Annotated in this window: 18 protein-coding genes and 3 tRNA genes; 9 read left to right on the top strand and 12 right to left on the bottom strand. The window is 67.8% G+C overall.

Features of this window, described 5'->3' with window-relative positions; genetic code table 11:
• Positions 1–343: 343 nt before the first annotated feature.
• Genes ERC79_RS03410 through ERC79_RS03400 form a run of 3 tightly spaced genes read left to right on the top strand, consistent with a single transcriptional unit; the run spans position 344 to position 10,486 of the window.
• The gene (locus ERC79_RS03410) at positions 344–9,676 is read left to right on the top strand and encodes a type I polyketide synthase (protein WP_131575734.1); all 9,333 of its coding nucleotides are present in this window, start codon (positions 344–346) and stop codon (positions 9,674–9,676) included.
• Positions 9,676–10,077 carry a holo-ACP synthase gene (locus ERC79_RS03405; RefSeq protein ID WP_131575732.1) on the top strand — a complete coding sequence of 134 codons (402 nt, stop codon included), beginning with the start codon at positions 9,676–9,678 and terminating at the stop codon, positions 10,075–10,077. The genes ERC79_RS03410 and ERC79_RS03405 overlap by 1 nt, the downstream gene beginning before the upstream one ends.
• On the top strand, positions 10,061–10,486 hold the full coding sequence (locus ERC79_RS03400; RefSeq protein WP_131575730.1) for an MFS transporter: 426 nt from the start codon (positions 10,061–10,063) through the stop codon (positions 10,484–10,486). The genes ERC79_RS03405 and ERC79_RS03400 overlap by 17 nt, the downstream gene beginning before the upstream one ends.
• On the opposite strand, the gene ERC79_RS03395 is transcribed toward ERC79_RS03400, so the two are convergent.
• Positions 10,428–11,117, bottom strand: a complete 690-nt coding sequence (locus ERC79_RS03395; RefSeq protein WP_131575728.1) for a TetR family transcriptional regulator — start codon at positions 11,115–11,117, stop codon at positions 10,428–10,430. The genes ERC79_RS03400 and ERC79_RS03395 overlap by 59 nt on opposite strands.
• 222 nt (positions 11,118–11,339) lie before the next feature.
• On the opposite strand from ERC79_RS03395, the gene ERC79_RS03390 reads away from it, so the two are divergent.
• Positions 11,340–12,683: a dipeptidase gene (locus ERC79_RS03390; RefSeq protein WP_207390417.1), complete on the top strand. Its 1,344-nt coding sequence runs from the start codon at positions 11,340–11,342 to the stop codon at positions 12,681–12,683.
• 13 nt (positions 12,684–12,696) lie between these two features.
• On the opposite strand, the gene bcp is transcribed toward ERC79_RS03390, so the two are convergent.
• Positions 12,697–13,167, bottom strand: coding sequence for a thioredoxin-dependent thiol peroxidase (gene bcp, locus ERC79_RS03385; protein ID WP_131575725.1), 471 nt, complete (start codon positions 13,165–13,167; stop codon positions 12,697–12,699).
• Positions 13,168–13,310: 143 nt separating this feature from the next.
• On the opposite strand from bcp, the gene ERC79_RS03380 reads away from it, so the two are divergent.
• Complete coding sequence (locus ERC79_RS03380; RefSeq protein WP_131575723.1) at positions 13,311–13,532, top strand: DUF3618 domain-containing protein; 222 nt, start codon at positions 13,311–13,313, stop codon at positions 13,530–13,532.
• Positions 13,533–13,676: 144 nt separating this feature from the next.
• Here ERC79_RS03380 and ERC79_RS03375 read toward each other — a convergent pair.
• Together ERC79_RS03375 and ERC79_RS03370 are read right to left on the bottom strand one after the other, a co-directional pair.
• Positions 13,677–13,749: transfer RNA gene (locus ERC79_RS03375), tRNA-Lys, on the bottom strand.
• A gap of 24 nt (positions 13,750–13,773) precedes the next feature.
• A tRNA-Lys gene (locus tag ERC79_RS03370) sits at positions 13,774–13,846 on the bottom strand.
• A gap of 345 nt (positions 13,847–14,191) precedes the next feature.
• On the opposite strand from ERC79_RS03370, the gene ERC79_RS03365 reads away from it, so the two are divergent.
• Positions 14,192–15,379: an Ig-like domain-containing protein gene (locus ERC79_RS03365; RefSeq protein ID WP_207390416.1), complete on the top strand. Its 1,188-nt coding sequence runs from the start codon at positions 14,192–14,194 to the stop codon at positions 15,377–15,379.
• 104 nt (positions 15,380–15,483) lie between these two features.
• Positions 15,484–15,711, top strand: coding sequence for a hypothetical protein (locus tag ERC79_RS03360; protein WP_131575721.1), 228 nt, complete (start codon positions 15,484–15,486; stop codon positions 15,709–15,711).
• Between the two features lie 137 nt (positions 15,712–15,848).
• On the opposite strand, the gene ERC79_RS23690 is transcribed toward ERC79_RS03360, so the two are convergent.
• The 3 genes from ERC79_RS23690 to orn form a co-directional block, all read right to left on the bottom strand.
• A complete protein-coding gene (locus tag ERC79_RS23690; RefSeq protein ID WP_278249721.1) occupies positions 15,849–15,983 on the bottom strand; it encodes a hypothetical protein in 135 nt (44 codons plus the stop codon).
• Between the two features lie 268 nt (positions 15,984–16,251).
• Positions 16,252–16,324: transfer RNA gene (locus ERC79_RS03355), tRNA-His, on the bottom strand.
• 84 nt (positions 16,325–16,408) lie between these two features.
• Positions 16,409–17,008, bottom strand: a complete 600-nt coding sequence (orn, locus tag ERC79_RS03350; protein WP_131575719.1) for an oligoribonuclease — start codon at positions 17,006–17,008, stop codon at positions 16,409–16,411.
• A gap of 84 nt (positions 17,009–17,092) precedes the next feature.
• Between orn and ERC79_RS03345 the strand changes: the two genes are divergently transcribed.
• On the top strand, positions 17,093–18,673 hold the full coding sequence (locus ERC79_RS03345; RefSeq protein WP_131575717.1) for a helicase HerA-like domain-containing protein: 1,581 nt from the start codon (positions 17,093–17,095) through the stop codon (positions 18,671–18,673).
• Between the two features lie 143 nt (positions 18,674–18,816).
• Here ERC79_RS03345 and lysA read toward each other — a convergent pair whose 3' ends face one another.
• The 4 genes from lysA to ERC79_RS03325 form a co-directional block, all read right to left on the bottom strand.
• Complete coding sequence (gene lysA / locus ERC79_RS03340) at positions 18,817–20,160, bottom strand: diaminopimelate decarboxylase (protein ID WP_131575715.1); 1,344 nt, start codon at positions 20,158–20,160, stop codon at positions 18,817–18,819.
• A 156-nt stretch (positions 20,161–20,316) separates the two neighbouring features.
• Positions 20,317–21,120 (bottom strand): mycolate reductase, encoded by an 804-nt coding sequence (gene cmrA, locus ERC79_RS03335; protein WP_131575714.1) that lies wholly within the window; start codon positions 21,118–21,120, stop codon positions 20,317–20,319.
• Between the two features lie 45 nt (positions 21,121–21,165).
• Positions 21,166–23,196 (bottom strand): NADPH-dependent 2,4-dienoyl-CoA reductase, encoded by a 2,031-nt coding sequence (locus ERC79_RS03330; RefSeq protein WP_131575712.1) that lies wholly within the window; start codon positions 23,194–23,196, stop codon positions 21,166–21,168.
• A gap of 44 nt (positions 23,197–23,240) precedes the next feature.
• Entirely contained in the window at positions 23,241–23,777 is a 537-nt protein-coding gene (locus ERC79_RS03325) for a PadR family transcriptional regulator (protein ID WP_131575710.1), read from the bottom strand.
• A 316-nt stretch (positions 23,778–24,093) separates the two neighbouring features.
• On the opposite strand from ERC79_RS03325, the gene ERC79_RS03320 reads away from it, so the two are divergent.
• Positions 24,094–24,792: a VOC family protein gene (locus tag ERC79_RS03320; RefSeq protein ID WP_242676735.1), complete on the top strand. Its 699-nt coding sequence runs from the start codon at positions 24,094–24,096 to the stop codon at positions 24,790–24,792.
• Between the two features lie 178 nt (positions 24,793–24,970).
• On the opposite strand, the gene ERC79_RS03315 is transcribed toward ERC79_RS03320, so the two are convergent.
• Positions 24,971–26,134 (bottom strand): steroid 3-ketoacyl-CoA thiolase, encoded by a 1,164-nt coding sequence (locus ERC79_RS03315; RefSeq protein WP_131575709.1) that lies wholly within the window; start codon positions 26,132–26,134, stop codon positions 24,971–24,973.
• Between the last annotated feature and the right edge of the window lie 5 nt (positions 26,135–26,139).

The following is a 26,139-nucleotide window of genomic DNA, read 5'->3' as shown; positions in this document are numbered from 1 at the left end:
GTCAAGAGGGTCACGATTTTATAACAATCAACGTGAGGATTTCCTCAGGTTTGAGGACGTCCATGCATGCCACGTGACCCGCAGATACGCGATCTACTCGCGGGTCACTTGAACGCCTCTATGTGGTCAAGGTCACTTGATACTCGCTGGTAGGACAGGGGCGCGAAGCCAAACGTGAGGCTTTCCTCATGATTTTGTGCCAACCTTGAGGCGCCCGGAATCGCTGATGGCAGCGGATCCGAGGGGTGCCGTGGATGTCGAAGAACATCGCGCGTCAGCTCTGCCGAGGGCGGCCGACCACGACCTACCTCCCGACAGGGAGCCAGGAGAGGACTTAACTTCAGTGACGATTGACGACACTGCAGGAAACGGACGAACCTCGAAGGAGAACACGCGCTTCGACCTGAACCAGACGCCGTCTCGTGCGTCCGTCAGGTCGTCCGCGCAGGGGCCGCTCGTGGACCGGCTGCGGTCCGGCGAGCCGTACGCACTGGCATTCGGCGGCCAGGGCGCGCCGTGGCTGAGTGCGCTGGCCGAGCTCACCCGTGACAGCGGACTCGAGCCGTCCCTCACCACTCTCGTCAACGAGGCGGCAGCCCTGCTCGCGCCGATCGCAGACGATCTGCTCGTGGTTCGCCCTGTCGGATTCGACCCGATCGCTTGGATTCTCGACCACGAACTTGCGGACGACGAGTCGGTCGATCAGGGTCCGTCGGAGGCGGCACTGACCTCCGCCGCGGTGTCACTGCCCGGCGTGTTCCTCACCCAGCTCGCGGCGCTGCGCGCGCTCCAGCAGCAGGGTCTCGATCCGGCCGTGACCGCCCCGGTCGCGACGATCGGCCACTCGCAGGGTCTGATCGCTGCGGCCGCAGTCGCCGGTGGCGGATCCTCCGACGGCGCCCTGCTCGCCACGGCGCAGCTCATCGGTGCTGCAGCCGGTCTGGTCGGTCGCCGCCGCGGCGTCATCGGTGGCGCCGACCGCGCGCCGATGCTCGCGGTCTCCAACGTCGATCCCGAACGCCTGGCCGCAATTGTGGCCGAGCTGGCCGAGGGCCTCGACGCCGACCGGGCCGCAGTCATGGCGATCCGCAACGGCCGTCGCCGCGCCGTGCTCTCCGGTCCGCCCGCGCAGCTGGCTCGTGTGCAGCAGCGCTGCGAGCAGATCGCGGCCGAAGAGACGCGTGAGCGCGAGGCCAAGAAGCGTGGCGGCGCGGTGTTCTCGCCCGTCTTCGAGTCGCTGGCCGTCGAGATCGGCTTCCATCACCCGGCGCTGAGGGAGGCCGTCGACATCGTCGGTGGCTGGGCCGCCCGCTGCGGCCTGGACGCTGTCCAGGTGCGTACCCTCGCCGAGGCCGTGCTCGTCGATCCGGTCGATTGGGTCGACGCCGTCGAGTCCGCCGTCGAGTCCGGCGCTGCGTGGATCCTGGACCTGGGCCCCGGCGATCAGCTCACCCGCATGACCTCCGCAGGCCTGCGTGGTCACGGCGTCGGCATCATTGCCGCCTCCACCCGTGGCGGCCAGCGCAACCTGTTGACCCCCGGTGCAGCCCCCGAGGTGGCACGACCGTGGAGCGAATTCGCGCCGCGCGCTGTCGAGCTGCCGGACGGCCGTCTCGGCGTCGAGACCACCTTCACCAAGCTCACGGGCCGTTCGCCGATCCTGCTTGCGGGCATGACCCCCACGACCGTCGATCCGGCGATCGTCGCGGCCGCCGCCAACGCCGGACACTGGGCCGAGCTCGCCGGTGGCGGTCAGGTCACCGAGCAGATCTTCGCCGACAACGTCGAGGGCCTCAAGGGCCTGCTCGAGCCGGGGCGCGCCGTGCAGTTCAACTCGATGTTCCTGGACCCGTATCTGTGGAAGCTGCATGTGGGCGGAAAGCGCCTCGTGCCGCGCGCCCGCGCCGCGGGTGCCCCGTTCGACGGCGTCGTCGTGACCGCCGGCATCCCCGAGCTCGAGGACGCCGTGTCGATCATCGACGAGCTGACCGAGGCCGGTTTCAGCTACGTCGCGTTCAAGCCGGGCACCGTTGCGCAGATCCGCGCGGTGATCCGCATCGCCAACGAGGTCCCGAACTTCCCCGTCATCGTCCACATCGAGGGCGGCCGCGCCGGTGGTCACCACTCGTGGGAGGACCTCGATGATCTGCTGCTCGACACCTATGCCGAGCTGCGTGCCCGGCCGAACCTGGTGCTGTGCGTCGGCGGCGGCATCGGCACCCCGGAGCGCGCGGCCGACTACCTGACCGGCCGCTGGTCCAACGTCCACGGCTTCCCGACGATGCCGCTCGACGGGATCCTCGTCGGCACCGCCGCGATGGCCACGCTCGAGGCCACCACCTCGCCCGAGGTCAAGCAGTTGCTCGTCGACACACCCGGCACCCCCGATTGGGTCGGTGCGGGCACCGCAGAAGGCGGAATGGCCTCCGGCCGTAGCCAGCTCGGCGCGGACATCCACGAGATCGACAACGCCGCGTCGCGCACCGGCCGCCTGCTCGACGAGGTCGCCGGTGATGCCGAGGCCGTCGCGTCGCGTCGCGACGAGATCATTGCCGCCCTCGACGGAACCGCGAAGCCGTACTTCGGCGATGTCGCGGCCATGACCTACCAACAGTGGCTGCGCCGCTACCTCGAGCTCGCCGTGGGCGTCGATTCGCCGAAGGCGTTCGACTGCGGCGGCGATGTGCAGGACGCGATCGCCGATGCCTCTCGGTCGGTGTGGCTGGACGTGTCGTGGCGGGATCGCTTCGGCGAGATGCTCCAGCGCGCCGAGGCCCGCCTGCACCGCAACGACCGCGGCCCGATCCAGACGCTGTTCGCTGATTCCGCGACGCTCGACCAGCCCTTCGCAGCCCTGTGCGCGCTCGAGGCCGCGTACCCCGATTACGCCACCACCGTGTTGCACCCGGCCGATGTGCCGTTCTTCACTGCGCTGTGCAAGACGCCGGGCAAACCGGTCAACTTCGTGCCCGTTGTCGACGGCGACGTGCGTCGCTGGTGGCGCTCGGATTCGTTGTGGCAGGCGCACGATCCCCGCTATTCCGCCGACCAGGTGTGTGTCATCCCCGGCACCGTCGCGGTCGCCGGTATCACCCGCGCCGACGAGCCGGTCGGCGAGCTGCTCGACCGGTTCGAGAAGGCCACCGTCGACGAGCTCCTCGCTGCCGGCGCGGTCCCGGCCCCGATCGTCGGCCGCCGCCACGCCGATGTCGCGACGGGTCTGCTCGACGTGGTCCTCTCGGCGCCCGACGTGATGTGGGCCGGGCGACTGACGCGGAACCCGGTGCGCCGTCTCGGCGACATCGCCGAGTGGACGGTCGAATCCGAGACCATCGCAACGCATGTCACGACCGGCGCGCGTCTGACGGTGGCCGGCTCCGAGCAGGTCCAGCTGACGGTCCCGCTCACCCAGGACAAGGCCGTGGAGATCCGCATCTCGGTGCCCGCGTCCGTCGGTGACGGCGGTGCTCCCGTGGTCACCGAGGCCGATGCCGAGGCATCGATGTCCGCATTGCTCGGTGTCGCTGCGGGCCAGGAACTGCCCGTGGTCAAGGGCGGCGTCGCCCGCATCAACCTCGCGTGGACCCCGGATCTGATCGCGGACCACGCAGGTGTCACCGGCTCCGGGCTGCCCGCGACGCTGTCCACCGGCGCCAGTGCGGTGCCTGACGTCGTTGTCGGCGCCTGCTGGCCGGCGGTGTTCGCGGTGCTCGGCGCTGCGACGACGACCGGCAACGTTCACGTCATCGAGGGCATGCTGGACCTGGTCCACCTCGATCACGCCGTCAACCTTGTGGGCGAACTGCCCTCGGAGACAAGCATTCTCGTGGTGCGCGCCGAGTCCGGTGAGGTTGTGGACACCGACATGGGCCGCGTCGTCGAGGTGCGCGTCGAGGTCGGCGCGATGCTCGGCGAGGGCCTCGAGGCCCCGGCCGTGGCTACGCTCACCGAGCGCTTCGCGATCCGCGGACGCACCGGCAAGGGCGAATTGGCGGATCCGGCGCGTGCCGGTGGATCGCTGACCGCCGATGTCGCCGACACCCCGCGCCGCCGACGCCGCGACCTGACGATGGTTGCGCCGCGTCACATGGCTGCGTTCGCCCGAGTCTCGGGTGACCACAACCCGATCCACACCTGCGATGCCGCCGCGATGCTTGCCGGTCTCGGCAGCCCGATCGTGCACGGGATGTGGCTCTCCGCCGCAGCGCAGCAGGCAGTCGTCGCCGTCGACCCGCAGTCCAAGACGCCGGCACGGCGCCTGACTGCGTGGACCGCACGCTTCCTCGGCATGGTCCGTCCGGGAGCCGAGATCGACGTCCGCGTCGACCGCGTCGCCACCGACCGCGGTGCCGAGATCGTCGAGGTCGGCTGCCGCGTCGACGGCGACCTGGTGATGGTCGCGACCGGCCGCACCGCCGCGCCGAAGACCGTGTACGCCTTCCCCGGTCAGGGCATCCAGCGTCCGGGCATGGGCCTCGATGCCCGCGCCCGGAGCAAGGCGGCCCGTGAGATCTGGGAGCGCGCCGACAAGCACACCCGCAAGGCGCTGGGCTTCTCGATCCTCGCCGTGGTCCGGGACAACCCGACCCTCGTCAAGGCTCGGGGCGTCGAGCACCGGCATCCGGACGGCGTGCTGCACCTGACCCAGTTCACCCAGGTAGCGATGGCAACCCTGGGTGTCGCACAGGTCGCCGAACTCCGTGAATCCGGTGCCTTCGTCGAGGGCTCGTACCTGGCCGGGCACTCGGTCGGCGAGTACAACGCCCTCACCGCGGTCGCCGGCGTGCTGCCGCTCGAGGCGTTGCTCGAGGTCGTCTTCCAGCGTGGCTCGGCGATGCACGAGTTGGTGCCCCGCGATGCCGCGGGTCGCAGCGACTACCGCATGGCCGCGATCCGGCCGTCGCAGATCGGCGTCGCTGACGACGAATTGCAGGCGTTCGTGGGTGAAATCGCAGCTCGTACAGGCGAATTCCTGCAGATCGTCAACCTGAACCTGCGGGGCTCGCAGTACGCGATCGCCGGCACGGTCAAGGGGCTCGAGGCGCTCGAGCGTGAGATCGACATCCGCCGTGAGGCTTTCGGGGGCAAGCGGGCCTTCATCCTGGTTCCGGGCATCGACGTACCGTTCCACTCGACCGTCCTGCGCGGCGGTGTGGATGACTTCCGCGCCAAGCTCGACGAGCTGTTGCCGCAGGACATCGACCCGTCGCTGCTGATCGGCCGCTACATCCCGAACCTCGTGCCGAAGCTGTTCAATCTGGGTCGCGACTTCGTCCAGGAGATCGCCGATCTGGTGCCGTCGGAGCAGCTCCAGGCGGTCCTCGCGGACTTCGACGGCTGGGCCGCCCGCCCGGTCGCGCTGACCCGCGTGATCCTTGTCGAGCTGCTGGCCTGGCAGTTCGCCAGCCCGGTCCGCTGGATCGAGACGCAGGATCTGCTGTTCACGGACGAGGCGGACGGTGGCCTCGGAGTCGAGCGTTTCGTCGAGATCGGTCTGGGCGCCGTGCCCACCGTCGCGAACCTGGCTTCGCAGACGCTGAAGCTGCCGGACCGTTTCGGAAGCCCCGTCGAGGTCCTCAACATCGAGCGCGAGGCCGCCATCGTCTACAGCACCGATGTCGATCCGGCACCCGTCGAAGAAGACGTCGAGGATTCCGCTCCGGCGCCCGCTGCCCCGGCTGCTGCCGCCGCGCCCGCGGCCACCCCGACAGCGGCTCCGGCCGCTCCCGCAGCACCGGCGGGTGGCCCGCGGCCCGACGACATCGCGTTCAAGGCCGCCGACGCCACCAAGGTGCTCATCGCGCTGTGGACGAAGCTGCGCCCCGACCAGATCGGTCCCGCCGACACCATCGAGGCGCTGTGCGACGGTGTGTCCTCGCGCCGCAACCAGCTGCTCGTCGACCTCGGAGCCGAGCTGTCGCTCGGCGCGATCGACGGTGCCGCGGACGCCGACATGGGTTCGCTCGCCGTGACGGTCGACCGGCTGGCCCGTACCTACAAGCCGTTCGGCCCGGTGCTCACCGACTCGATCAACGATCACCTGCGCAAGGTGTTCGGCCCGTCGGGTCGCCGTCCCGCGGCCATCGCGGACCGCGTCAAGAAGGTCTGGGAGCTCGGCGACGGCTGGGCGCACCACGTGACCGCCGAGGTCGCCCTCGGAACCCGTGACGGCTCCAGCGTCCGTGGTGGCGCGATGGGTGGCCTGCACGAGGGTGCGATCGCCGACGGCGCAGCCGTGGACGCGCTCGTCGATGCGGCCGTCCAGTCGGTCGCGGCGCGCCGTGGTGTGGCCGTGTCGATGCCGACCGCCGGTGGCGGCGCAGGCGGAACCGTCGATGCCGCCGCGCTCGGCGAGTTCACCGAGCACATCACGGGACGCAACGGCGTGCTGGCATCCGCAGCCCGCCTGGTGCTCGAGCAGCTCGGCTTCAGCGATTCGGCTGCCGCCGCGGTCGCCGCGGACGACACGGCGCTTGTCGACCTCGTGTCTGCAGAACTGGGTTCGGACTGGCCCCGTCTGGTCGCTCCCGCGTTCGACGCGAAGAAGGCCGTCCTGCTGGACGATCGATGGGCAACCGCTCGTGAGGATCTGGCCCGCGGTTGGATCGCCGAGACGGACCTGACCGTCGAGCGTTTCGACGGCGCGGGTGCCGCAGTTGCCGCCCACGCACAGTGGTGGCAGCAGCGCGCCGCGGCCGCCGGTCGCACGACGCTGGCCGAGGTCTACGGGCGCATCGCGCAGGTCGCTGTCGCGCCGATCGACGAGGCCGGCCAGTGGACCGGTGAGGTCGCGGTAGTGACGGGCGCCAGCAAGGGCTCGATTGCCGCGTCGGTGGCGGGCAAGCTCCTCGGCGGCGGTGCCACGGTTGTGGTCACCACCTCGCGGCTCGACGACGATCGACTCGGCTTCTATCGCAAGCTGTACCACGACAACGCCCGTTCCGGCGCTGCGCTGTGGGTGGTGCCCGCGAACATGGCGTCGTACACCGACGTCGACGCGTTGATCGAGTGGGTCGGCAACGTCCAGACCGAAACCGCCGGCGGCGCAAAGAAGCTGATCAAGGAGGCGATGACTCCGACGATGCTGTTCCCGTTCGCCGCACCGCGTGTTGCCGGCGATCTCTCCGACGCCGGTGCCCGCGCCGAGATGGAGATGCGGGTCCTGCTGTGGTCGGTCGAGCGTCTGATCGGCGGCCTGTCGCGAATCGGTTTCGACAACGACGTCGACACCCATCTGCACGTCGTGCTGCCCGGTTCGCCGAACCGTGGCCTGTTCGGTGGTGACGGTGCTTACGGCGAGTCCAAGGCCGCGCTCGACGCGGTCGTCGGCCGCTGGTCGGCCGAGCGCACGTGGGCCGAGCGGGTCACCCTCGTGCACGCGCTGATCGGCTGGGTGCGCGGCACCGGCCTGATGGGCGGCAACGACCCGATGGTCGAGGCCGTCGAGGCCAAGGGCGTGCGCACGTGGTCCACCGACGAGATGGCCACCGAACTGCTCCTCTCGTGCACCGCGGACGTCAAGCGCGCCGCTGCGGACGCGCCGCGCCTGGTGGATCTCACCGGTGGACTCGCCGAGGTCGACCTCGACCTGCCGGCGCTCGCGAAGGAGGCCGCCGATGCGGCCGAGGCTGCGGGCAAGGCCAAGGACGAGGCCGCTACCGGCGCGAATTCCATTGCCGCCCTTCCTGCCCCGCCGCGGATCGTCGACGCGCTCGACGCCCCGTCGTGGCCGGAGCTCGACGTCGATCCCGCCGACCTGGTCGTCATCGTCGGCGCCGGTGAGCTCGGCCCGTACGGCTCGGCGCGCACCCGCTTCGAAATGGAGGTCGACGAGCAGCTCTCGGCGGCCGGCGTGCTCGAGCTGGCGTGGAACACCGGACTGGTCGCGTGGGAGAACGATCCCGTCGCCGGCTGGTACGACGTCGAATCCGGTGAACTGGTGCCGGAGTCGGAGATCGCCGAGCGCTACCACGACGCCGTCGTCGAGCGTTGCGGCATCCGCACCTACGGTGACGAGGGCGCGATGGTGGACAACACCGCGCCGCTGCTGACCTCGGTGTTCATCGACAAGGATCTGTCCTTCGTGGTCGGCTCCGAGGCCGAGGCGCGTGCATTCGTCGACTCCGATCCGGAGAACACGGTCGCGAGCATCGATCCGGAGAGCGGCGACTGGACGGTCACCCGCAAGGCCGGCACCGAGATTCGCGTGCCGCGCAAGGTGAAGTTGACCCGCACGGTCGGTGGCCAGATCCCCACCGGCTTCGACGTCACCAAGTGGGGTATCCCCGCCGACATGGCGAGCTCGGTGGACCGGGTGGGCCTGTGGAACATCGTCGCCACGGTCGACGCGTTCCTCACCGGCGGCTTCACCCCGTCCGAGCTGATGCGGTGGGTGCACCCGGCGTTCGTCGCCAATACCCAGGGCACGGGCATGGGCGGCATGACGTCGATGCGCTCGCTGTACATCGATACGCTGCTCGGGGAATCCCGCGCGAACGACATCCTGCAGGAGGCCCTGCCGAATGTGATTGCGGCGCATGTCGTCCAGTCGTACGTCGGCGGTTACGGTGCGATGGTGCACCCGGTCGCGGCATGCGCCACGGCCGCGGTCTCCGTCGAGGAGGGCGTCGACAAGATCAAGCTCGGCAAGGCCAAGCTGGTCGTGGCCGGCGGCTTCGACGACCTGGGCATCGAGGGCATCGTCGGCTTCGGTGACATGTCCGCGACCGCCAAGTCGGACGAGATGTCCGCCAAGGGCATCAGCGACCGCCGGTTCTCCCGGGCCAACGACCGCCGCCGTGGTGGGTTCGTCGAGTCGGCCGGTGGTGGCACGGTCCTGCTGGCCCGTGGCGACCTCGCTCTCGAGATGGGCCTGCCGGTCCTCGGTGTGGTCGCGTGGGCGGGCTCGTTCGCCGACGGTGTCCACACGTCGATCCCTGCTCCCGGCATCGGTGCCCTCGGCGCCGGACGTGGCGGCCAGGACTCGCAGCTCGCACTGTCGCTCAATGCGCTCGGAATCACCGCCGACGACATCTCGGTGGTTTCCAAGCACGACACCTCGACCGCTGCGAACGACCCCAACGAGGCCGAACTGCACGAGCGTCTGGCGGCGGCCCTCGGCCGCAGCGAGGGCGCCCCACTGTTCGTCATCTCGCAGAAGTCGCTCACCGGCCACGCGAAGGGGGGCGCGGCGGCGTTCCAGCTGATCGGTCTGTGCCAGGTCCTCGGCCAGGGCGTTATCCCGCCGAACCGCAGCCTGGACTGCGTCGACGACAAGATGGCGGAGTTCTCGCACCTGGTGTGGCCGCGGACCCCGCTGCGCTTCGGCGACAAGTTCGCCCTCAAGGCAGGCCTGCTGACCAGCCTCGGTTTCGGACACGTGTCGGGCTTGATCGCGGTGGTCCACCCGCAGGCGTTCGTCGAGTCGATCCCCGCAGATCGGCGCGAGGCCTACCTGACGCAGGCACAGCAGCGCACGATCGACGGACAGCGTCGACTCGCGGCCGCGATGTGCGGTGGTGACAGTCTCTACGAGCGTCCGGCCGATCGCCGCTTCGGTGGAGATGCGGTGCCTGCCAAGGCTGCTCGTCAGCTCGAGGCGGACGTGCTTCTCACCGAGGAAGCTCGTCTGGGCTCCGACGATGTGTACCGCTCCGGAAAGCCCGGGTGCCAGTGATGGCTGTCATCGGAATCGGATTCGACATCGTCACGATCTCGGAGTTCGAGGAGCAGCTCGAGCGTCCCGGTACGGCGATGAAGTCGAGCTTCCGGCCGGGCGAGCGCCGCTACTGCGAGTCCAAGAGCGAACCGGCTCGGCACTATGCGGTGCGCTGGGCGGCGAAGGAAGCGGTCATCAAGGCGTGGGCGGCCTCGCGGTTCGCTCGGCCGCCGGCTGTCGGTGACAACGCCTACGTGCAGGTCGAGGTCGTCAATGATGCGTGGGGGCGTCCGACGATCAAGCTGCACGACGAGGCCGCGCAGTTCCTGCCGGAAGCGAAGATCCACCTCTCGCTCACCCACGACGGAGACGTCGCCGGGGCGATGGTCGTGATCGAGGAGCCTGACCCCGTGGTGTGATCGGGCGCTCGACCGCGTCGAGGCCGGTCGACGGAGAAATCCGTCGGCCGGCCTCGTTCGTCGTTTTTGCCCAGATCGTGCGAAGCCACTGGGGGCGTGGGCCGACGTCTCGGGGCTCGCGCTGGCGCTCGGCCCCGTGGTGGGCGGGCTGCTGGTGGGCGCGTTCGACTGGCGCGCGGTGTTCTGGTTCAACCTCACACTGGGCGCGGTGCTCTTCTTTGCGGCGCTGTGGTTCGTTCCGGAAAGCGCGGATCCGCAGCCGGGACGCCTCGACCTCGCCGGCTTCGTGCTCGACACTGCGCTGCTGGTCTCGGCGATCCTCATCGGGGTGGCGGCCGCGATCACCGGGCTCAGTGCGAGCGGGCTTCCTTCTCGGCGACCAGCAGATACGCGACCATCAACCGTTTGAGTTCGGCGACGGCGTCCTCGTGACTCTGCCCGTCCTGTACCGAGAAATTCAGCATCGAGTACACGACGTGGACGAGGACCTCGGCCATCATGGTGCGGCGCTCGTGGGGCGTGTGCGGCGTGAGCGGCGCCAGCATCCGAGCGACCTGTTCGGCGAACTGCTTCTCGTGGATCACGCCGGTTGCCCGCGTCGACGGTGTGGACTGCATCGCCAGCCACACCTCGCGCCGTGACGGGTCGGACGTCCACAGTCCGGCCATGTGGTCGACGAACTTGTTGAGGAACCGCAGCCAGTTGAGCGATGGGACCTCGCCGTTGAACGCGGCAAGTTCCTGCTGAACACCCACGAGGTCCTGGCGGTTGAGCTCGCACACGATGACGTACTTGTTGGCGAAGAACTGGTAGAGGGTCCCGATCGGGACGTCGGCCCGGGTGGCCACTTCCTCGCACGTGAACGATTCGAATCCGACGTCTACCAGTAGCTCACGTGACGAGGCGAGCAACGCTTCGAACTTGCGACGGCTGCGCTCCTGTGTCGGGCGCCGTCGGGGCATCAGTTCCTGGGGGTCGCTCTGGACCTCCAGCGCGGGGTCCACCCTGCGGGGTGGTCGGCGGCTGGTAGTGGACTCCACGGGCCCAGGTTATCTGTCTTTGTCGCAGGATTCGACGAACTCTCCCGTTCTGGTGTTTCTCCCGGTACCGCCTAACCTGACGTTCGCCGCCTCGCACCGGGTCGTTCCCATCGCCGGCGCCCGGCATTTCTCGGACATGCTCCAGCTGTCGCCCCGCCGCGCGGACACGGCTCGTAGGCTCGTGTCGACGCATCGTCGAGATCACTGGAGGTGTCCGTGGAAGTGTCGGAGCGAATCCGGACTCGGGTCCGGCAGCTCATGCCGACGGCGCGTGAGGAACTCGCGGCGCTGGTCGCTTTTCGCTCGATCGCCGATGCCAGGCAGGCGCCGCCTCAGGAATGTGCCGATGCCGCGAACTGGGTTGCCGACGCTTTTCGCGCCGCCGGTATCGGACAGGTCGAGTTGATCCGGACCGCGGACGGGTCGGACGCGGTGGTGGGCCACCAGCCGGGCCCGTCGGGCGCGCCGACAGTGCTGCTCTACAGCCACTACGACGTCCAGCCTGCGGGTGACGAGACGCTGTGGCAGTCCCCGCCGTTCGAGCTGACGGAACGTGACGGACGCTGGTACGGACGCGGCGCCGCCGACTGCAAGGGCAACGTCGTGATGCATCTGCTCGCGTTGCGGGCGTTGGCGGCGGATGGGCCCCTGCCCGTCGGGATCCGGATCGTCTCCGAGGGATCCGAGGAGACGGGGGCCGGGGGACTCGAGCAGTTGGTCCTGGATCGGCCGGACTTGTTCACCGCGGACGTCGTTGTGATCGCGGACACCGGCAACGTTGCCGTGGGTCGGCCCACCGTCACTACCAGCCTGCGCGGCATCGCCAACGTCGTGGTGCATGTGGAAACGCTCGCGGGGGAACTGCACTCGGGCATGTACGGTGGCTCCGCTCCCGATGCCTTGGCCGCACTCGTACAAATGTTGTCGACGCTGCGCGATCACGGCGGCAACACCGTCGTCGACGGGCTCGACACCGCGCAGGACTGGGATGGCGCGCAGTACCCGGAGGAGCAGTTCCGTCTCGATGCGGGCGTGCTCGACGGTGTCCGCCTCACGGGATCCGGCTCGGTGGCGGACGCGGTGTGGGCGCGGCCTGCGCTGACGATCCTCGGCGTCGATGCGCCGCCCGTGGTCGGTTCGGCAGCGGCGATCCAGCCGCGTGCGTCGGCCCGGCTCAACCTCCGGGTGCCGCCCGGCATGGACTCGCAGCGGGCGCAGGACGCGCTCGTCGCGCACCTCGAGCGGTCAGCGCCGTGGGGTGCGCACGTGACGGTCGAACGCGAGGCCGTCGGATCGCCGTTCCGGGCGCGGACGTCGGGGCCCGGTTACACGGCGCTGACGTCCGCGATGGAGACCGCGTTCGGAGCCCCGCTCGCAGAGGCCGGGCAGGGCGGGACCATTCCACTGTGCAACGTGCTGGCACAGCAGTTCCCGGACGCCGAGATCGTGCTGATGGGAGTCGAGGAACCGCGTGCGCTGATCCATGCGCCCAACGAGAGCGTGGACCCGTCGGAGATCGAGAATCTCGCGGTCGCCGAGGCCCTCTTTCTGCAGGGCCTCGGCTGAGCGGGCATCGGCGTCAGACGGAGAGGTCGCGGCGCAGCTTGGCAACGTGGCCGGTAGCGCGCACGTTGTACTGGGCTACTTCGATCTTGCCGTTCTCGTCGACCAGGAAGGTCGAGCGGATGACGCCCTGGACGACCTTGCCGTACATCTTTTTCTCGCCGAACGCGCCCCACGCGGTGAGTGTCGTCTTCTCTGGATCCGACAGCAGCGGGAACGTCAGCGCCTCGTTGTCGCGGAACTTGGCGAGCTTGGCGGGCTTGTCGGGGGAGATTCCGACGACGTCGAGGCCGGCTCCGTTCAGCTCGGCGAGGCTGTCGCGGAAGTCGCAGGCCTGTTTGGTGCATCCTGGCGTGCTCGCGGCAGGGTAGAAATAGACGATCACCTTGCGTCCGCGGTAGTCGGCGAGCGACACACTTCTTCCGTCGGCGTCGGGCAGCGTGAATTCGGGGGCGGTGTCTCCGGGGGCGAGCCTGTTCTCGGTCACGGGGTGAGGCTACCGAAGGTGGGAGAGGGTGCGCTCGCCGCCGCGCGCGCCCTTCTGCTCTACGGTTGTGTCGAGCTGTGCCGGTAGCGTCACCGGCACGGCCGGCATGACAGCCGCACCGATTCGAACTAGTTGGAGGACACGTGGCCAGGGACACCGAGAGCATCGAACGGGACATCGAGAACGCCCGCAATCAGCTCGCGCAGACACTCGACGTGCTGGCCGTCCGCACCAATCCCAAGCGCCTCGTCGAGACCACCAAGCAGAGCGTTCTCGCGAAGCTCAACGAGCCTGCGGTCAAGGCGGCTCTCATCGGTGCCGGCGCTGTCGTCGGTCTACTGGTGTTGCGCAAGATCTTCCGCTGACTCGAACCGGAGGCGTCCACGCGTCGGGTCGGACGTCAGCGCACACCTTCCGGGTGATCGTGTGACCTGACGACCCGCCCGCGCCGCCTCGCACGGGAACGGAAGAGGCCCCCCGCACATGATGTGCGGGGGGCCTCTTCTCAGTGCGCCCACAGGGACTCGAACCCCGGACCCAGTGATTAAGAGTCACTTGCTCTACCAACTGAGCTATAGGCGCAAACTGGTTGCTAGCGGACTAGCGTGCGCCGCCAGGGACTCGAACCCCGAACCCAGTGATTAAGAGTCACTTGCTCTGCCAGTTGAGCTAGCGGCGCAGTACTTCGCGAGATGTCCCTCGCTCGGTGCGGAATGAACATTAACGGACCGATTCCGGCGAATGCAAATCAGTCGTTCCGCATCTTCCTGGAAGGGGAACCCCGAGGCATTCAGCCGCTGGTAGCGATTGGTATTCGACCGTTACTCGGCGCCCGGCACGTCGTCGGAGAGCCGGTGCGGCGCCCTGGCATCATGCAGGAGGACGTGGGGCCGGATCGGCCGCCACGTCGATGGGGGTGCGCCCCCGGGTGTGTCGTGGCAGTTCTGTGGTGTGAGGTGGGGTTTTCATGAGGGCGTGGCGCGGAGAAGGTCGGCGGTCGCGGAGTATCGGACGAGGCTCGAGCATGCGTTCCGCCGGTGTGGCGGTCGCGGGGATGCTCGGCATCGTGATGCTCCTCACCGGCTGCACCATCTCCACCAGTTCGGCGGGTACCTCTACCGCTGCTTCGGGACCGATCGACTCGAATCCCCTGATTGCTCTGGTCAATCCGAAGGTGAGCGTCACCGTCGCGGACGGCGCGGTGGGCATTTCGCCGGGAGATCCCGTCGCGGTGCGTGTCACCGACGGTCGACTCTCGGGCGTCACATTGCGTAATCCAGAGGGTAAGGCCGTTGCCGGCGCCATAGCGCCCGACGGGTTGTCCTGGGTCAACACCGAACCGCTGGGATACAACCGCACGTACACGCTGCAGGCGGATGCGTACGGTCTCGCCGGCGGGACGTCCACCTCGCTGGCATTCACCACCAGTGCGCCCGGCAATCTCACCAAGCCGTACGTCATGCCGGGCGATCGCAGCGTCGTCGGTATCGGGCAACCCGTCGCCGTCCAGTTCGACGAGAACATTCCCGACCGCAAGGCAGCCGAGGCGGCGATCACGATCGTCACCGTGCCGCCCGTCGAGGGCGCCTTCTACTGGCTCAACAACCGCGAGGTGCGGTGGCGTCCACAGGACTACTGGGTGCCGGGCACCCAGGTGAGCGTCGACGTCAAGTCCTACGGACGTGACCTCGGCAATGGGCTGTTCGGGCAGGAGGACGTCCACTCGTCCTTCACGATCGGCGACGCCGTCGTCATCACCGCCGACGACGACACCAAACAGGTGACGGTCAACGTCTCGGGCCGAGCCGTCAAGACGATGCCGACCTCGATGGGCAAGGACAGCACGCCGACGGACAACGGCGTCTACATCATCGGCGATCGTTTCGACCACCTCGTGATGGATTCGTCCACCTATGGAGTGCCGGTGAACTCACCGGACGGGTACAAGACGCCGGTGGACTGGGCTACACGGATGTCTTACAGCGGCATCTTCTTCCATTCGGCCCCCTGGTCGCTGGCCGAGCAGGGGAACACCAACACAAGTCACGGGTGCCTCAATCTCAGTCCCGCGAACGCGAAGTGGATCTACGACAACACCAAGCGCGGCGACATTGTGATCGTGAAGAACACCGTGGGTGGCACGTTGTCAGGTACCGAGGGCCTCGGTGACTGGAACATTCCGTGGGCGACGTGGCAGGCCGGTAATGCCTGACATCGCGCTTCGAGTCGGTGCAGTAGCGGTACGCAGCCGATTCGTCCGGATCCGAGGTCGATATTCTGGCTGTGACCTGATCGTCTGAAGAACGGGAGCTGCACGTGGAATCGGTTGGAGTAGGGGATCTCGTGCAGGCGGCGGGCCACGCGGGCCCGTGGACCGTTCTCGGGGTCCGGCATGGCATGGCACTGCTCGAGCACGCGGACGGGCATCGACTGTCGCGTCGGACAACGACGCTGACCGTGGTCCGTAAGGCGGCGCCGGGCTCCGCGGCCCCAGCGCCGGTGGGGGAGCATGACGAGGGCGACGCGCCCACACTGTTCGACTAGCAATCACGGTGCGGAACGCCGCGGTGGTGTTCTGCGCCGTGCGGGCACACTCCGGTGCCGTGCGGGCACACAACGAAGAGCGGCCGGCACCCGATGGGTGCCGGCCGCTTCTCGCGGAAACGTCTGCGGTGAGACCTCTACGCGGGGAAGAGGGCGTTCAGCGCACCGACGAGGCTGAGGATCGCTCCAATGCCGGCGAGAACGCCGCCGATGCCGGTGACAACCGGCTGGATCTGCTTGATCAGGGCGAGGTCAGTCTCGGAAGAACCCATTTTGAAGCTCCTGTCGTGTAATGCGAGTGGGGGGTGACACATTCGATGCCGTGGCTTCAAAGGTGCTGCGGACGACAGTAGGGGGCTCCGGATCGGATCGTTCGCTACAGGTCCCACTGAGTGGGACTTGTGAGTTTCGCCTGTTTCGGCCGGTTCGCGTGCTTGCCGGGAGTGGCGAAAAGGCGATCCCCGTTGTGGTGGGTGGCCGGTGGACGTGCCGTCATGTAACGAAAAACGCCCCCGGCTGATGTCGGGGGCGTTTCTTCGGGGTGAGTGACGGGACTCGAACCCGCGACAGCCAGGATCACAACCTGGTGCTCTACCAACTGAACTACACTCACCATCACTTTCGTTGCCGACCGGAGTCGGTAACGTCAGCGAGACAGATATTAGCCTGTTGATCGACCAAAGTGCCAATCGGCTGGTCAGGCCGGTCCGAGTTCGGTCACGATGGCGGCAACCTCGGAGGTTGACGGTCCAGGTTCGGCGACGAAGGCGGTGCGCCGGTAGAACTTCAGTTCCCGGATCGATTCCTTGATATCGGCGAGTGCGCGATGCGCGAGGCCCTTCTCCGGCTGGCCGAAGTAGATGCGCGGATACCAGCGCCGGCACAGCTCCTTGATCGAGCTGACATCGATCATGCGGTAGTGCAGGTGGGAGTCGAGTTCCGGCATGTCCCGGGCGATGAAGCCGCGATCGGTCGCGATCGAGTTACCGGCCAGCGGCACGGTGCCGGCGATCGGGACATGCTGCCGGATGTACGCCAATACCAATTGCTCGGCCTCGGCGAGGGACACCGTCGACGTGCGTACCTCCTCGGTGAGTCCGGACTTCGCGTGCATCTCGGTCACGATGTCCGGCATATCCGCCAGCGCTGCGTCGTCGGCGTGGATGACGATGTCCACGCCTTCGCCGAGAATGTTGAGGTCGCTGTCGGTGACCAGGGCCGCAATTTCGATGAGTTTGTCGGTGCCGAGCCGTAGGCCCGTCATCTCACAATCGATCCATACCAGTTTGTCTTGCACGAGAGACACAGTAGTCAGGCGGCTGCCGCGATATCGTCCAGGTTGGAACTTCGTGATCGCGCTTCACTTTCGAGGAGGACGCTGATGACAGTTGATCCGACGGATGCACAGTCGCACGCCGGGAAGTCCGGAGCCGCCGAGATCGCCGCCGGCTACGCCTCGGAGGGTGCGGCTCTCGAGCTGGGAACGGTTGTGGTCGACGGCGTCGTCGACCACAACGCGCGAGTGCGGATTCCGCTCGCGATGGTCAATCGGCACGGTCTGATCGCCGGTGCCACCGGAACCGGGAAGACCAGAACCCTGCAGGTCATCAGCGAGAACCTCTCCGCCGCGGGGGTTCCTGTGGTGATGGCCGACGTCAAGGGTGACCTGTCGGGGCTGTCGGCTCCGGGGAGTTCCAACGAGAAGATCGCGACGCGGGCCGCCGAGGCGGGCGATCCGGATTGGGTGCCGAGCGCGTTTCCGGTCGAATTCGTCTCGCTCGGCACCGAGGGCATCGGCATCCCGTTGCGGGCCACCATCACCAGCTTCGGGCCGATCCTGCTCAGCAAGGTGCTGGGGTTGAACGAAACCCAGGAATCGACGCTCGGGCTGATCTTCCACTGGGCTGATGCTCGCGGACTCGCCTTGCTCGATCTGAAGGACCTTCGTTCGGTGATTGCCCACCTGACGTCCGGCGAGGGCAAGTCCGACCTCGAGGGCATCGGGGGCGTGTCGAAGGCCACCGCTGGGGTCATCCTGCGCGCGTTGGTGAACCTCGAGGCGAACGGCGGTGACACATTCTTCGGTGAACCCGAGCTCGAGACCGAGGACTTGCTGCGGGTCGATGCCGACGGCCGGGGCATGGTCACCCTGGTCGAGCTCGGTAACCAGGCGACGCGGCCGGCGATGTTCTCGACGTTCCTCATGTGGGTGCTGGCAGACCTGTTCCAGACGCTGCCGGAGGCGGGTGACCTCGACAAGCCGAAGTTGGTCTTCATCTTCGATGAGGCGCACCTGCTGTTCGCCGACGCCTCGAAAGCGTTTCTGGCACAGGTGGAGCAGACGGTGAAGTTGATCCGTTCCAAGGGCGTGGGCGTCTTCTTCTGCACGCAGATGCCCACCGACGTGCCCAACGCGGTGCTGTCGCAGCTGGGTGCGCGGGTGCAGCATGCGCTGCGCGCCTTCACTCCGGACGATCAGAAGGCTCTGACCAAGACGGTGCGTACGTACCCGAGAACGGATATCTACGATCTCGAGGCGGCGTTGACCTCGCTCGGAATCGGCGAGGCCATCGTGACGGTGCTCTCGGAGAAGGGTGTGCCGACGCCGGTCGCGTGGACCCGGATCCGTCCGCCGCGTTCGATGATGGACACGGTCGGCGACGACGCGATCCGCGTCGCGGCAGCGGCAAGTGCGCTGCAGTCCAAATATGGGCAGACGGTCGACCGCGAGTCCGCATACGAGTTGCTCGCATCGAAGGTCGCCGGCGCACCGGAGGTCGATCCGGTGCTCGACGTTCAGCCCCTCCCGGATCTGCCTCCGCTGCCACCGGCGCAGCCCACAGTTGTCGAGCAGGTTCTCGGAAACACCGCGGTCAAGAGCTTCCTGCGTTCGGCGGGATCGGCGGCGGGCCGGGAGATCTCGCGCAGCCTCTTCGGTACCGGGCGTCGTCGACGGCGGTGACCGCCCGGTGTGAAGGCTCCTGTCAGCGAGGCTGGCAATGCTCGTGGGCGACGCGTCACGAGCTGTCCAGATTGCCGCCCTGACGGGTGCCCGTCTCACTCACTGATACGGGGCCCGATCTCCGTCTCACTGACTGGCTCAGGTCAGATCCCGATCTCGCGTCCCATGAGGTCCGCGACCGACTCGCGCCGGACCAGTTCGCGAACGTTACCGTTACGGACTGCAACGATGGGGGGCCGTCCGACGCCGTTGTACGACGACGCAAGGCTGTGGTGGTAGGCGCCCGTACAGGGCACCGCGATGACGTCGCCCGGGTGCAAATCGACCGGGAGCGACACGTCCACAGCGAGGATGTCGCCGGCCTCGCAGAAGCGTCCGACGACCGTCATCGGAGTGTGGCGACCCGTCGGGTGGCGGTTGGCCACTGCGGCGTCGTATCGCGCGCCGTACAGCGCGACCCGCGGGTTGTCGCTCATCCCGCCGTCGACGGAGACGAAGGTGCGGCCACCGGGGATGGTCTTGATCGACACCACGCGGTAGAGGGTCACGCCGGCGCGGGCAACGACAGCTCGTCCCGGCTCCAGCACGATCTGGGGGCGGGGGAACCGGTTGCGAGCGCACGCCTCGTCGAGAGCATCGTCGACCAGAGCGGCCAGCTCGGCCGGATCGGTCTGTGGATCCCCGGGGCGGTACGGGACTGCGTGCCCGCCGCCGATGTCGAGGGTGGTGAGGATGACGCCGTGGTCGCTGCGGATGTATGCCATCTGCCCGACGAGTCGTGCGATCGCCGAGCGGAAGCACTCGACGTCGGCGATCTGGGAGCCGAGATGACAGTGCAGGCCGACAAGCTGGAGATTGGGCTGTTCGAGGACGAGCCGGGCTGCTTCACCGGTCTGGTTGTGCGACAGCGGGAACCCGAACTTCTGATCGTCGACACCGGTGGTCACCGCGTGGTGGCCGTGGATGTCGATGCCGGGAGTGACACGGATCATCACCTTCTGGCGACGCGGCGCGACGGAGGCGAGCAACCGGATCTCGGTGAGCGAGTCCACTACGATCCGGCCGACCCCGGCATCGACCGCTGTCCGCAGTTCGGTGGCCGACTTGGCGTTGCCGTGCAGGATGATCCGCCGGGGATCGACTCCGGCGGACAACGCGATGGCGAGTTCGCCCGCGGAGCACACATCGAGAGACAGGCCTTCGCGGGTGATCCAGTCTGCAACGGCCCGGATCAGCAGCGCCTTGCCGGCGTAGGCGATCTCGGCCTCGGGGAACGCCGCGCGGTACGTCCGGCAGCGGTGCCGGACGTCCGCTTCGTCCAGCACGTAGGTCGGAGTTCCGTATTGGTCCGCGATGTCGTCGAGGGCCACGCCGCCGATGGAGATCCGGCCCCGGTCGTCGTGGCTGGTTGTCACCGGCCACAGCGCCGGATCGAGGCGCGGTGTCATCGTTGTTCGGAGCGAAGGGAATATGTCGAGCAGAGTCACCGGCCGTCTCCTGAGGGAGCCCGCAATCCGGGTGGAGCGGGGTCCCTCTCAGAACTACGCCGTCGGCTTGCCCATTGGCCGGTTCTTGACGGGTGCTTGACGGGTCCCGTCGAAGCCCTGATGCGCGGTTGATGCAGCGTCGGGAACTTCCGCCGCTCAGCCGCCCAGCTTCTTGTAGAACGTTCCGACGATCGGGGCGATCGCCGCGCGCGGACTGTACTGCCCGGCCACCGACATGCCCTTGCTCAGAATGCCCGGCACGATCCGCATCTTGTTCTCGGCGAGGGCGTCGAGCGAGACCCTCGCGACGTACTCGCTCGAGATCCACAGGAAGTCCGGGACCAGCTTGTCGACGATCGACGCCTCGGCCGGGTCCGGGGTCTCGGTACGGACCGGACCCGGGGCAAGCAGCGTGACGTTGACGCCGCTGCCCTTGAGTTCGCCGCGTAGCGACTCGGAGAACGTGTTCACGAACGCCTTGGTCGCCGCGTAAGTGGCGTTGTTCGGGATGGGCATGTTACCGGCGGCCGAGCCGACCATGAGGATGGCACCCGACTTCCGGGCGACCATGCCGGGCAGGGCAGCCAGCGTCAGGTCGTGCACGGCGACTGCATTGAGCTCGACCTGGTCCCGCTCGTAGCTCGGGTCGAGGTCGACGACCGGACCGAACGTCGCGATGCCCGCGTTGTTGCACAGGATCGAGATCTGGCGTTCGGCCAGCTCGGCCACGAGCGGTGCCCGGCCGTCACGGTCGGACAGGTCCACGGCGCGGACCTCGACCTCGACGCCGTGCTTCTCGCGCAGCTGGGCGGCGAGCTTCTCCATGATGTCGCCTCGGCGGGCGACGAGGATCAGCGAGTGTCCGCGCGCGGCCAGTTCGGCGGCGAGGGCCTCGCCGATGCCGGAGGAGGCGCCGGTCACGACCGCGCGGGCGTCAGGGGTGGGATTCGGCAGGCTCACGAGAGTGCAGCGTAGTCGGTGGGGTTGTCGGTGGTGGTCATGCGCTCAGATGCTCGCCGCCAGCCGGGTGCCCTGCTCGATCGCGCGCTTGGCGTCGAGTTCGGCCGCGACGTCGGCGCCGCCGATCACGTGCGTCGTGACGCCGGCGACCGTCAGCTCGTCGACCAGGTCACGCACCGACTCCTGGCCCGCGCAGACGACGACGGTGTCCACGTTCAGTGTCTGCGGATTCTGACGCTTCTCGCCGAACGTGATGTGCAGGCCCGCGTCGTCGATGCGCTCGTAGTTGACCCCGGACAGCTCGCGCACGCCCTTGGCTTTCAGCGCAGCGCGGTGCACCCAGCCGGTCGTCTTGGCCAGTCCCGCGCCGATCCGTCCCGGCTTGCGTTGCAGCAGGTACACCTCGCGCGGTGACGGGGACGGCCGTGGCGTGGTCAGTGCGCCGGGCGCGGACTCGGGGTCGGTGACGCCCCACTCCTGCTTCCACGCCTTCAGATCCAGGGTGGGGGAGTGCTCGTGCGTGAGGAACTCGCTGACGTCGACGCCGATGCCGCCCGCGCCGATGACGGCGACGGTTTTGCCAACGGGCTTTCCGTCCCGCACCACCTCGGCGTACGAGAGCACCTTCGGATGGTCGATGCCGGCAATGGCCGGTACCCGCGGGGTGACGCCGGTCGCCAGGATGACCTCGTCGTACCCGGTCGCGATCAGTTCTGCGGCGGTGACGCGGGTGCCGAGCCGGACGTCGACCTCCGCGAGGTCGAGTTGCCGGCGGTAGTAGCGGATCGTCTCCGCGAACTCCTCCTTGCCGGGGATCTTCTGTGCGATGCCGAACTGGCCGCCGATCGAGTCGTTCGCCTCGAACAGCGTGACGTCGTGACCGCGCTGCGCGAGATTGAGGGCCGCGGACAGTCCGGCCGGGCCGGCGCCGACGACGGCGAGTTTCTTCTTGCGTCGGGTCGGCAGCAGCGTCAGTTCGGTCTCGCGTCCCGCGCGCGGATTGAGCAGGCACGAGACGTGCTTGTTCATGAACGCATGATCGAGGCACGCCTGGTTGCATGCGATACAGGTGTTGATCTCGTCGGGTGTCCCCGCCTCCGCCTTGCGAACCCACATCGGGTCGGCGAGCATCGGACGGGCCATCGAGATCAGTTGCGCGTCACCACGAGTGAGGATCTCCTCCGCGGTCGCGGGCATGTTGATCCGGTTGGACGCCGCTACGGGGATCGACACGTGCTTCGCGAGCTTGTCGGTGATGTCGGCGAACGCTGCGCGCGGCACCGATGTGACTATCGTCGGGACGCGGGATTCGTGCCAGCCGATGTCGGTGTTGATGATGGTGGCGCCCGCGGCCTCCACTTCCTGTGCGAGCGCGACGATCTCGTCCCAGCTCTGCCCGCCCTCGACGAGGTCGGCCATCGACAGTCGGAACACGATGATGAAGTTCGGTCCAACGGCGGCGCGGGTGCCTCGCACGATCTCGACCGCCATCCGGCGACGCTTCGCCGGAGTGCCGCCCCACTCGTCGGTCCGCTTGTTGGTGCGTTCGCACAGGAACTGGTTGATGAGATAGCCTTCGCCGCCCATGATCTCGACGCCGTCGTAACCCGCCGAACGGGCCAGGCGGGCGCACCGGACGAAGTTGCGGATCTGCCAGCGCACGCCGCGGCTCGTCAGACGGCGCGGTCGAAATGGGTTGATGGGCGCCTTGATCGACGACGCGGACACGCTCAGCGGCTGATAGCTGTAGCGGCCGGCGTGCAGGATCTGCAGCGCGATCTTTCCGCCCGCGTCGTGCACGGCCTTCGTGATGGTGCGGTGCCGGCGGGCCTCGAACCGGTTGGTGAGCTTGGCGCCGAACGGCAGCAGCCAGCCCGTCCGGTTGGGGGCGTAGCCGCCGGTGACGATCAGCCCGACGCCGCCGCGGGCGCGCTCGGCATAGAACTCGGCCAGCCGTGCAGTATTCTTCGCGCGGTCCTCGAGGCCGGTGTGCATCGACCCCATGATCACGCGGTTGCGCAGCGTCGTGAAACCGAGATCGAGGGGGGAGAGTAGGAGCGGGAACTGCGAAGACATGCTGGGCCTTTCGATCAGGGCTGACGATCTGGCGTCACGGGGGATCAGGAGTTGCGGAGGGCGTTCAGCACCTCGTCGCACCAGTCGACGAAACCCGCCTCGATGCGGATACCGCCTCGTAGGACGAGGTACTGGTGCAGGGCGGTGCCGGTGCGGCGTTCGGGGGTGGGAAAGTCGCGCTGTTCGATCCGGTGGTACAGGTCGAGGCGCGAGGCGTGCTCATCCCGATGCCGGGTCACCTCGGCCAGTAGCGACGGCAGATTTCCGTAGGTGGCACCGCGGATCTTCACGGCGAGTTCGTTGCGTAGCTGTCCGGGCTCGGTGGGCTCGGCGATCCAGCGGGCCAGTTCGGTGCGGCCCTCGGCGCTCACGCGGTAGACCTTCTTGTCGGGGCGGCCCTCCTGTGCGATCGGCTCGCCCGTGACCCAGCCGGCCTCGTCCATGCGCTTGAGGACGCGGTAGATCTGCTGGTGCGTGGCGCTCCAGAAGAAGCCGATCGACTTGTCGAATCGGCGTGCGAGCTCGTACCCCGAGCCGGACTGCTCGGCAAGAGAGACGAGGATCGCGTGTTCGAGGGCCACAGTTCCATTTTGTGTGCAACGAGGTGAATATGCAACTCGGCGAAACCGCTCGTAGCGTCTGCACGGTCGATCCTTCCTGCCAAGCCCTCGGCTCGGAGTGTCTGGCCAACCCGGATCCACCGTTACTCAGACACTCCCAATGGCGCTTGCGAGTCCTCTCACTGCGTAGATGAAACATCGGCATTCATTCGATCGTTGGCGTCGTGGTCGGCCGTGTCGCAGGCCCGCAGATAGCACTGATTCGCGGATGACCAGGGAAAGTCGGGGTTCTCACTTTCATGTGCGTGCGGTGGATTCGGTCTTTACCGTCGTGGACATGACTGAGAAGACGATTCCCGCGTTGATGGCCCGGTCGATTGATCCGGTGGCCGATTTCTACACTGCGTTGGGGTTCGAGATCACGTTCCGGCAGACGGCGCCGTATCAGTTTCTGAGCGTGCAGCGTGGGGGTATCGAGCTGAATTTCTATGGAGACAAGGACTTCGATCCGATGTCCTGCGCACATGGCTGCCTAGTCGACACCGATGACGTCGACTCCTTGTACGAGATCTTCACTCAGGGGATGCAGGAGTCCTTCGGGTCAGTCCCCACACAGGGGGTTCCGCGGGTGGGTGCGTTGAAGGATATGAGCTACGGCGTCCGACAGTTTCTGATGATCGATCCCGGTGGGAATACCATTCAGATCGCCCAGCCGATCAGCGAAGATCAACAGCACAGGCCGTTGCCGCAGAACACATTCGACCGGGCGATCCAGATGGGATCGCTGTTCGCCGATGCCAAGCAGGACCTCGAGCTCGCGGTGAAGGTCCTGGATCGGGCACTGCATCGCAGCGACGACGAGCCGACCGCCGTCCAGCTCGTGAAGCTGCTGGTGCTGAGGGCCGACGTCGCGGTCCGCCGCGGTGAGCTGGATCTGGCCCGAGAACTGCTGGCTCGAGCAAGGGATACGGCGGACGTTGGACCGGGACTGGCTGACGAATGGCGGCGGGCGGCCGAGCTCGAAGCCGGGCTGTGAGAATCCGGGCACCCGCGGACGGGGACGGTGGTTCCCGAGACAGAGGACGTCGCGCTCTCCGGTGGGTGCGGTCGCCGTCGGCACTGCCCCTACGCTACGAGAACCCGTCCATCCCGGCCTGATCTTCATACCGGCTGGGGGTAACGAAGCGTGGGGCAGGTCGACGAGTCAACTGCCGTCAGATCCGCTCGATGATGGTGCCGGTGGCCAGTGCGCCGCCGGCGCACATGGTGATCAGCGCGGTCGACGCGTCGCGGCGTTCGAGCTCGTGCAGGGCGGTGGTGATCAGGCGGGAACCGGTGCTGCCCACGGGATGTCCGAGCGCGAGCGCGCCGCCGTTGACGTTGACCTTGTCCATGTCCGGGCCGTGGACCTGCGCCCAGGACAGGGCGACGGACGCGAACGCCTCGTTGATCTCGAACAGGTCGAGATCGCCGATCTTCATGCCGGCCTTCTCGAGTACCCGCGAGGTGGCCTGGACGGGGCCGTCGAGGTGGTACTCGGGTTCGGCGCCGACGAGGGCTTGGCTGACGATACGGGCGCGTGGTGTCAGGCCGAGTGCGCGGGCGCGATCGGAGTCCATGAGCAGGACGGCCGCGGCGCCGTCGGAGATCTGTGACGAGGTGCCGGCGGTGTGGATGCCGCCCTCGAGGACGGGTTTGAGCTTCGCGAGGGACTCGGCGGTGGTGTCGCGCAGGCCCTGATCGCGGCTGACGACATTCGTCTCCGAGGTGGGTAGCTTGTCCGCGCCGATGACGGGGGCGGTCACCGGGAGCACCTCGCGTGCGAAGCGGCCCTCGGCCCACGCCTGCTTCGCGAGGGCCTGTGAGCGGACACCGAGGGCGTCGATGTCGTCGCGGGTGACGCCGCGGCGGCGTGCGATGCGCTCGGCGGCCTCGAACTGGTTGGGCATGTCGATGTCCCAGGACGCTGGACGACGCGGCCCGGCCTCGGTGCCGACGTTGGCGCCCAGGGGAACCTGGCTCATGGCCTCGACGCCGCACGCGATGCCGATGTCGATCGCACCGGTGGCGATGAGACCGGCGATGAGGTGGTTGGCCTGTTGTGCGGAGCCGCACTGGCAGTCGACGGTGGTGGCGCCGGTCTGCCAGGGCAGACCGGCGGCGAGCCACGCGGTGCGGGTGACGTTGTTGGACTGCGCCCCGGCCTGCGTGACACACCCGCCGATGACCTGCTCGACCAACAGCGGATCGATACCCGCTCGGTCCACGATTCCCTTCTGGGCAGCCCCGAGGATCTCGGCCGCGTGCAGGCCGGACAGCCAGCCACCGCGCTTTCCGATCGGGGTGCGAACTGCCTCGACGATTACTGGTGTGCCCACGGCGG

Origin of the sequence: Rhodococcus sp. ABRD24 (assembly GCF_004328705.1) — a bacterium.
Classification (GTDB): domain Bacteria; phylum Actinomycetota; class Actinomycetes; order Mycobacteriales; family Mycobacteriaceae; genus Prescottella.
Note: the sequence above shows the minus strand (reverse complement) of the source record. Positions and strands in the feature narration are given on the sequence as shown.

Bases quoted from the DNA above. Each gene is read 5' to 3' on its own strand.
- ERC79_RS23690 (WP_278249721.1), bottom strand. From the start codon at position 15,983: ATGGGTTCTTCCGAGACTGACCTCGCCCTGATCAAGCAGATCCAGCCG.
- ERC79_RS03345 (WP_131575717.1), top strand. From the start codon at position 17,093: ATGACAGTTGATCCGACGGATGCACAGTCGCACGCCGGGAAGTCCGGA.
- ERC79_RS03405 (WP_131575732.1), top strand. From the start codon at position 9,676: ATGGCTGTCATCGGAATCGGATTCGACATCGTCACGATCTCGGAGTTC.
- ERC79_RS03365 (WP_207390416.1), top strand. From the start codon at position 14,192: ATGCGTTCCGCCGGTGTGGCGGTCGCGGGGATGCTCGGCATCGTGATG.
- ERC79_RS03320 (WP_242676735.1), top strand. From the start codon at position 24,094: ATGACTGAGAAGACGATTCCCGCGTTGATGGCCCGGTCGATTGATCCG.
- ERC79_RS03330 (WP_131575712.1), bottom strand. From the start codon at position 23,196: ATGTCTTCGCAGTTCCCGCTCCTACTCTCCCCCCTCGATCTCGGTTTC.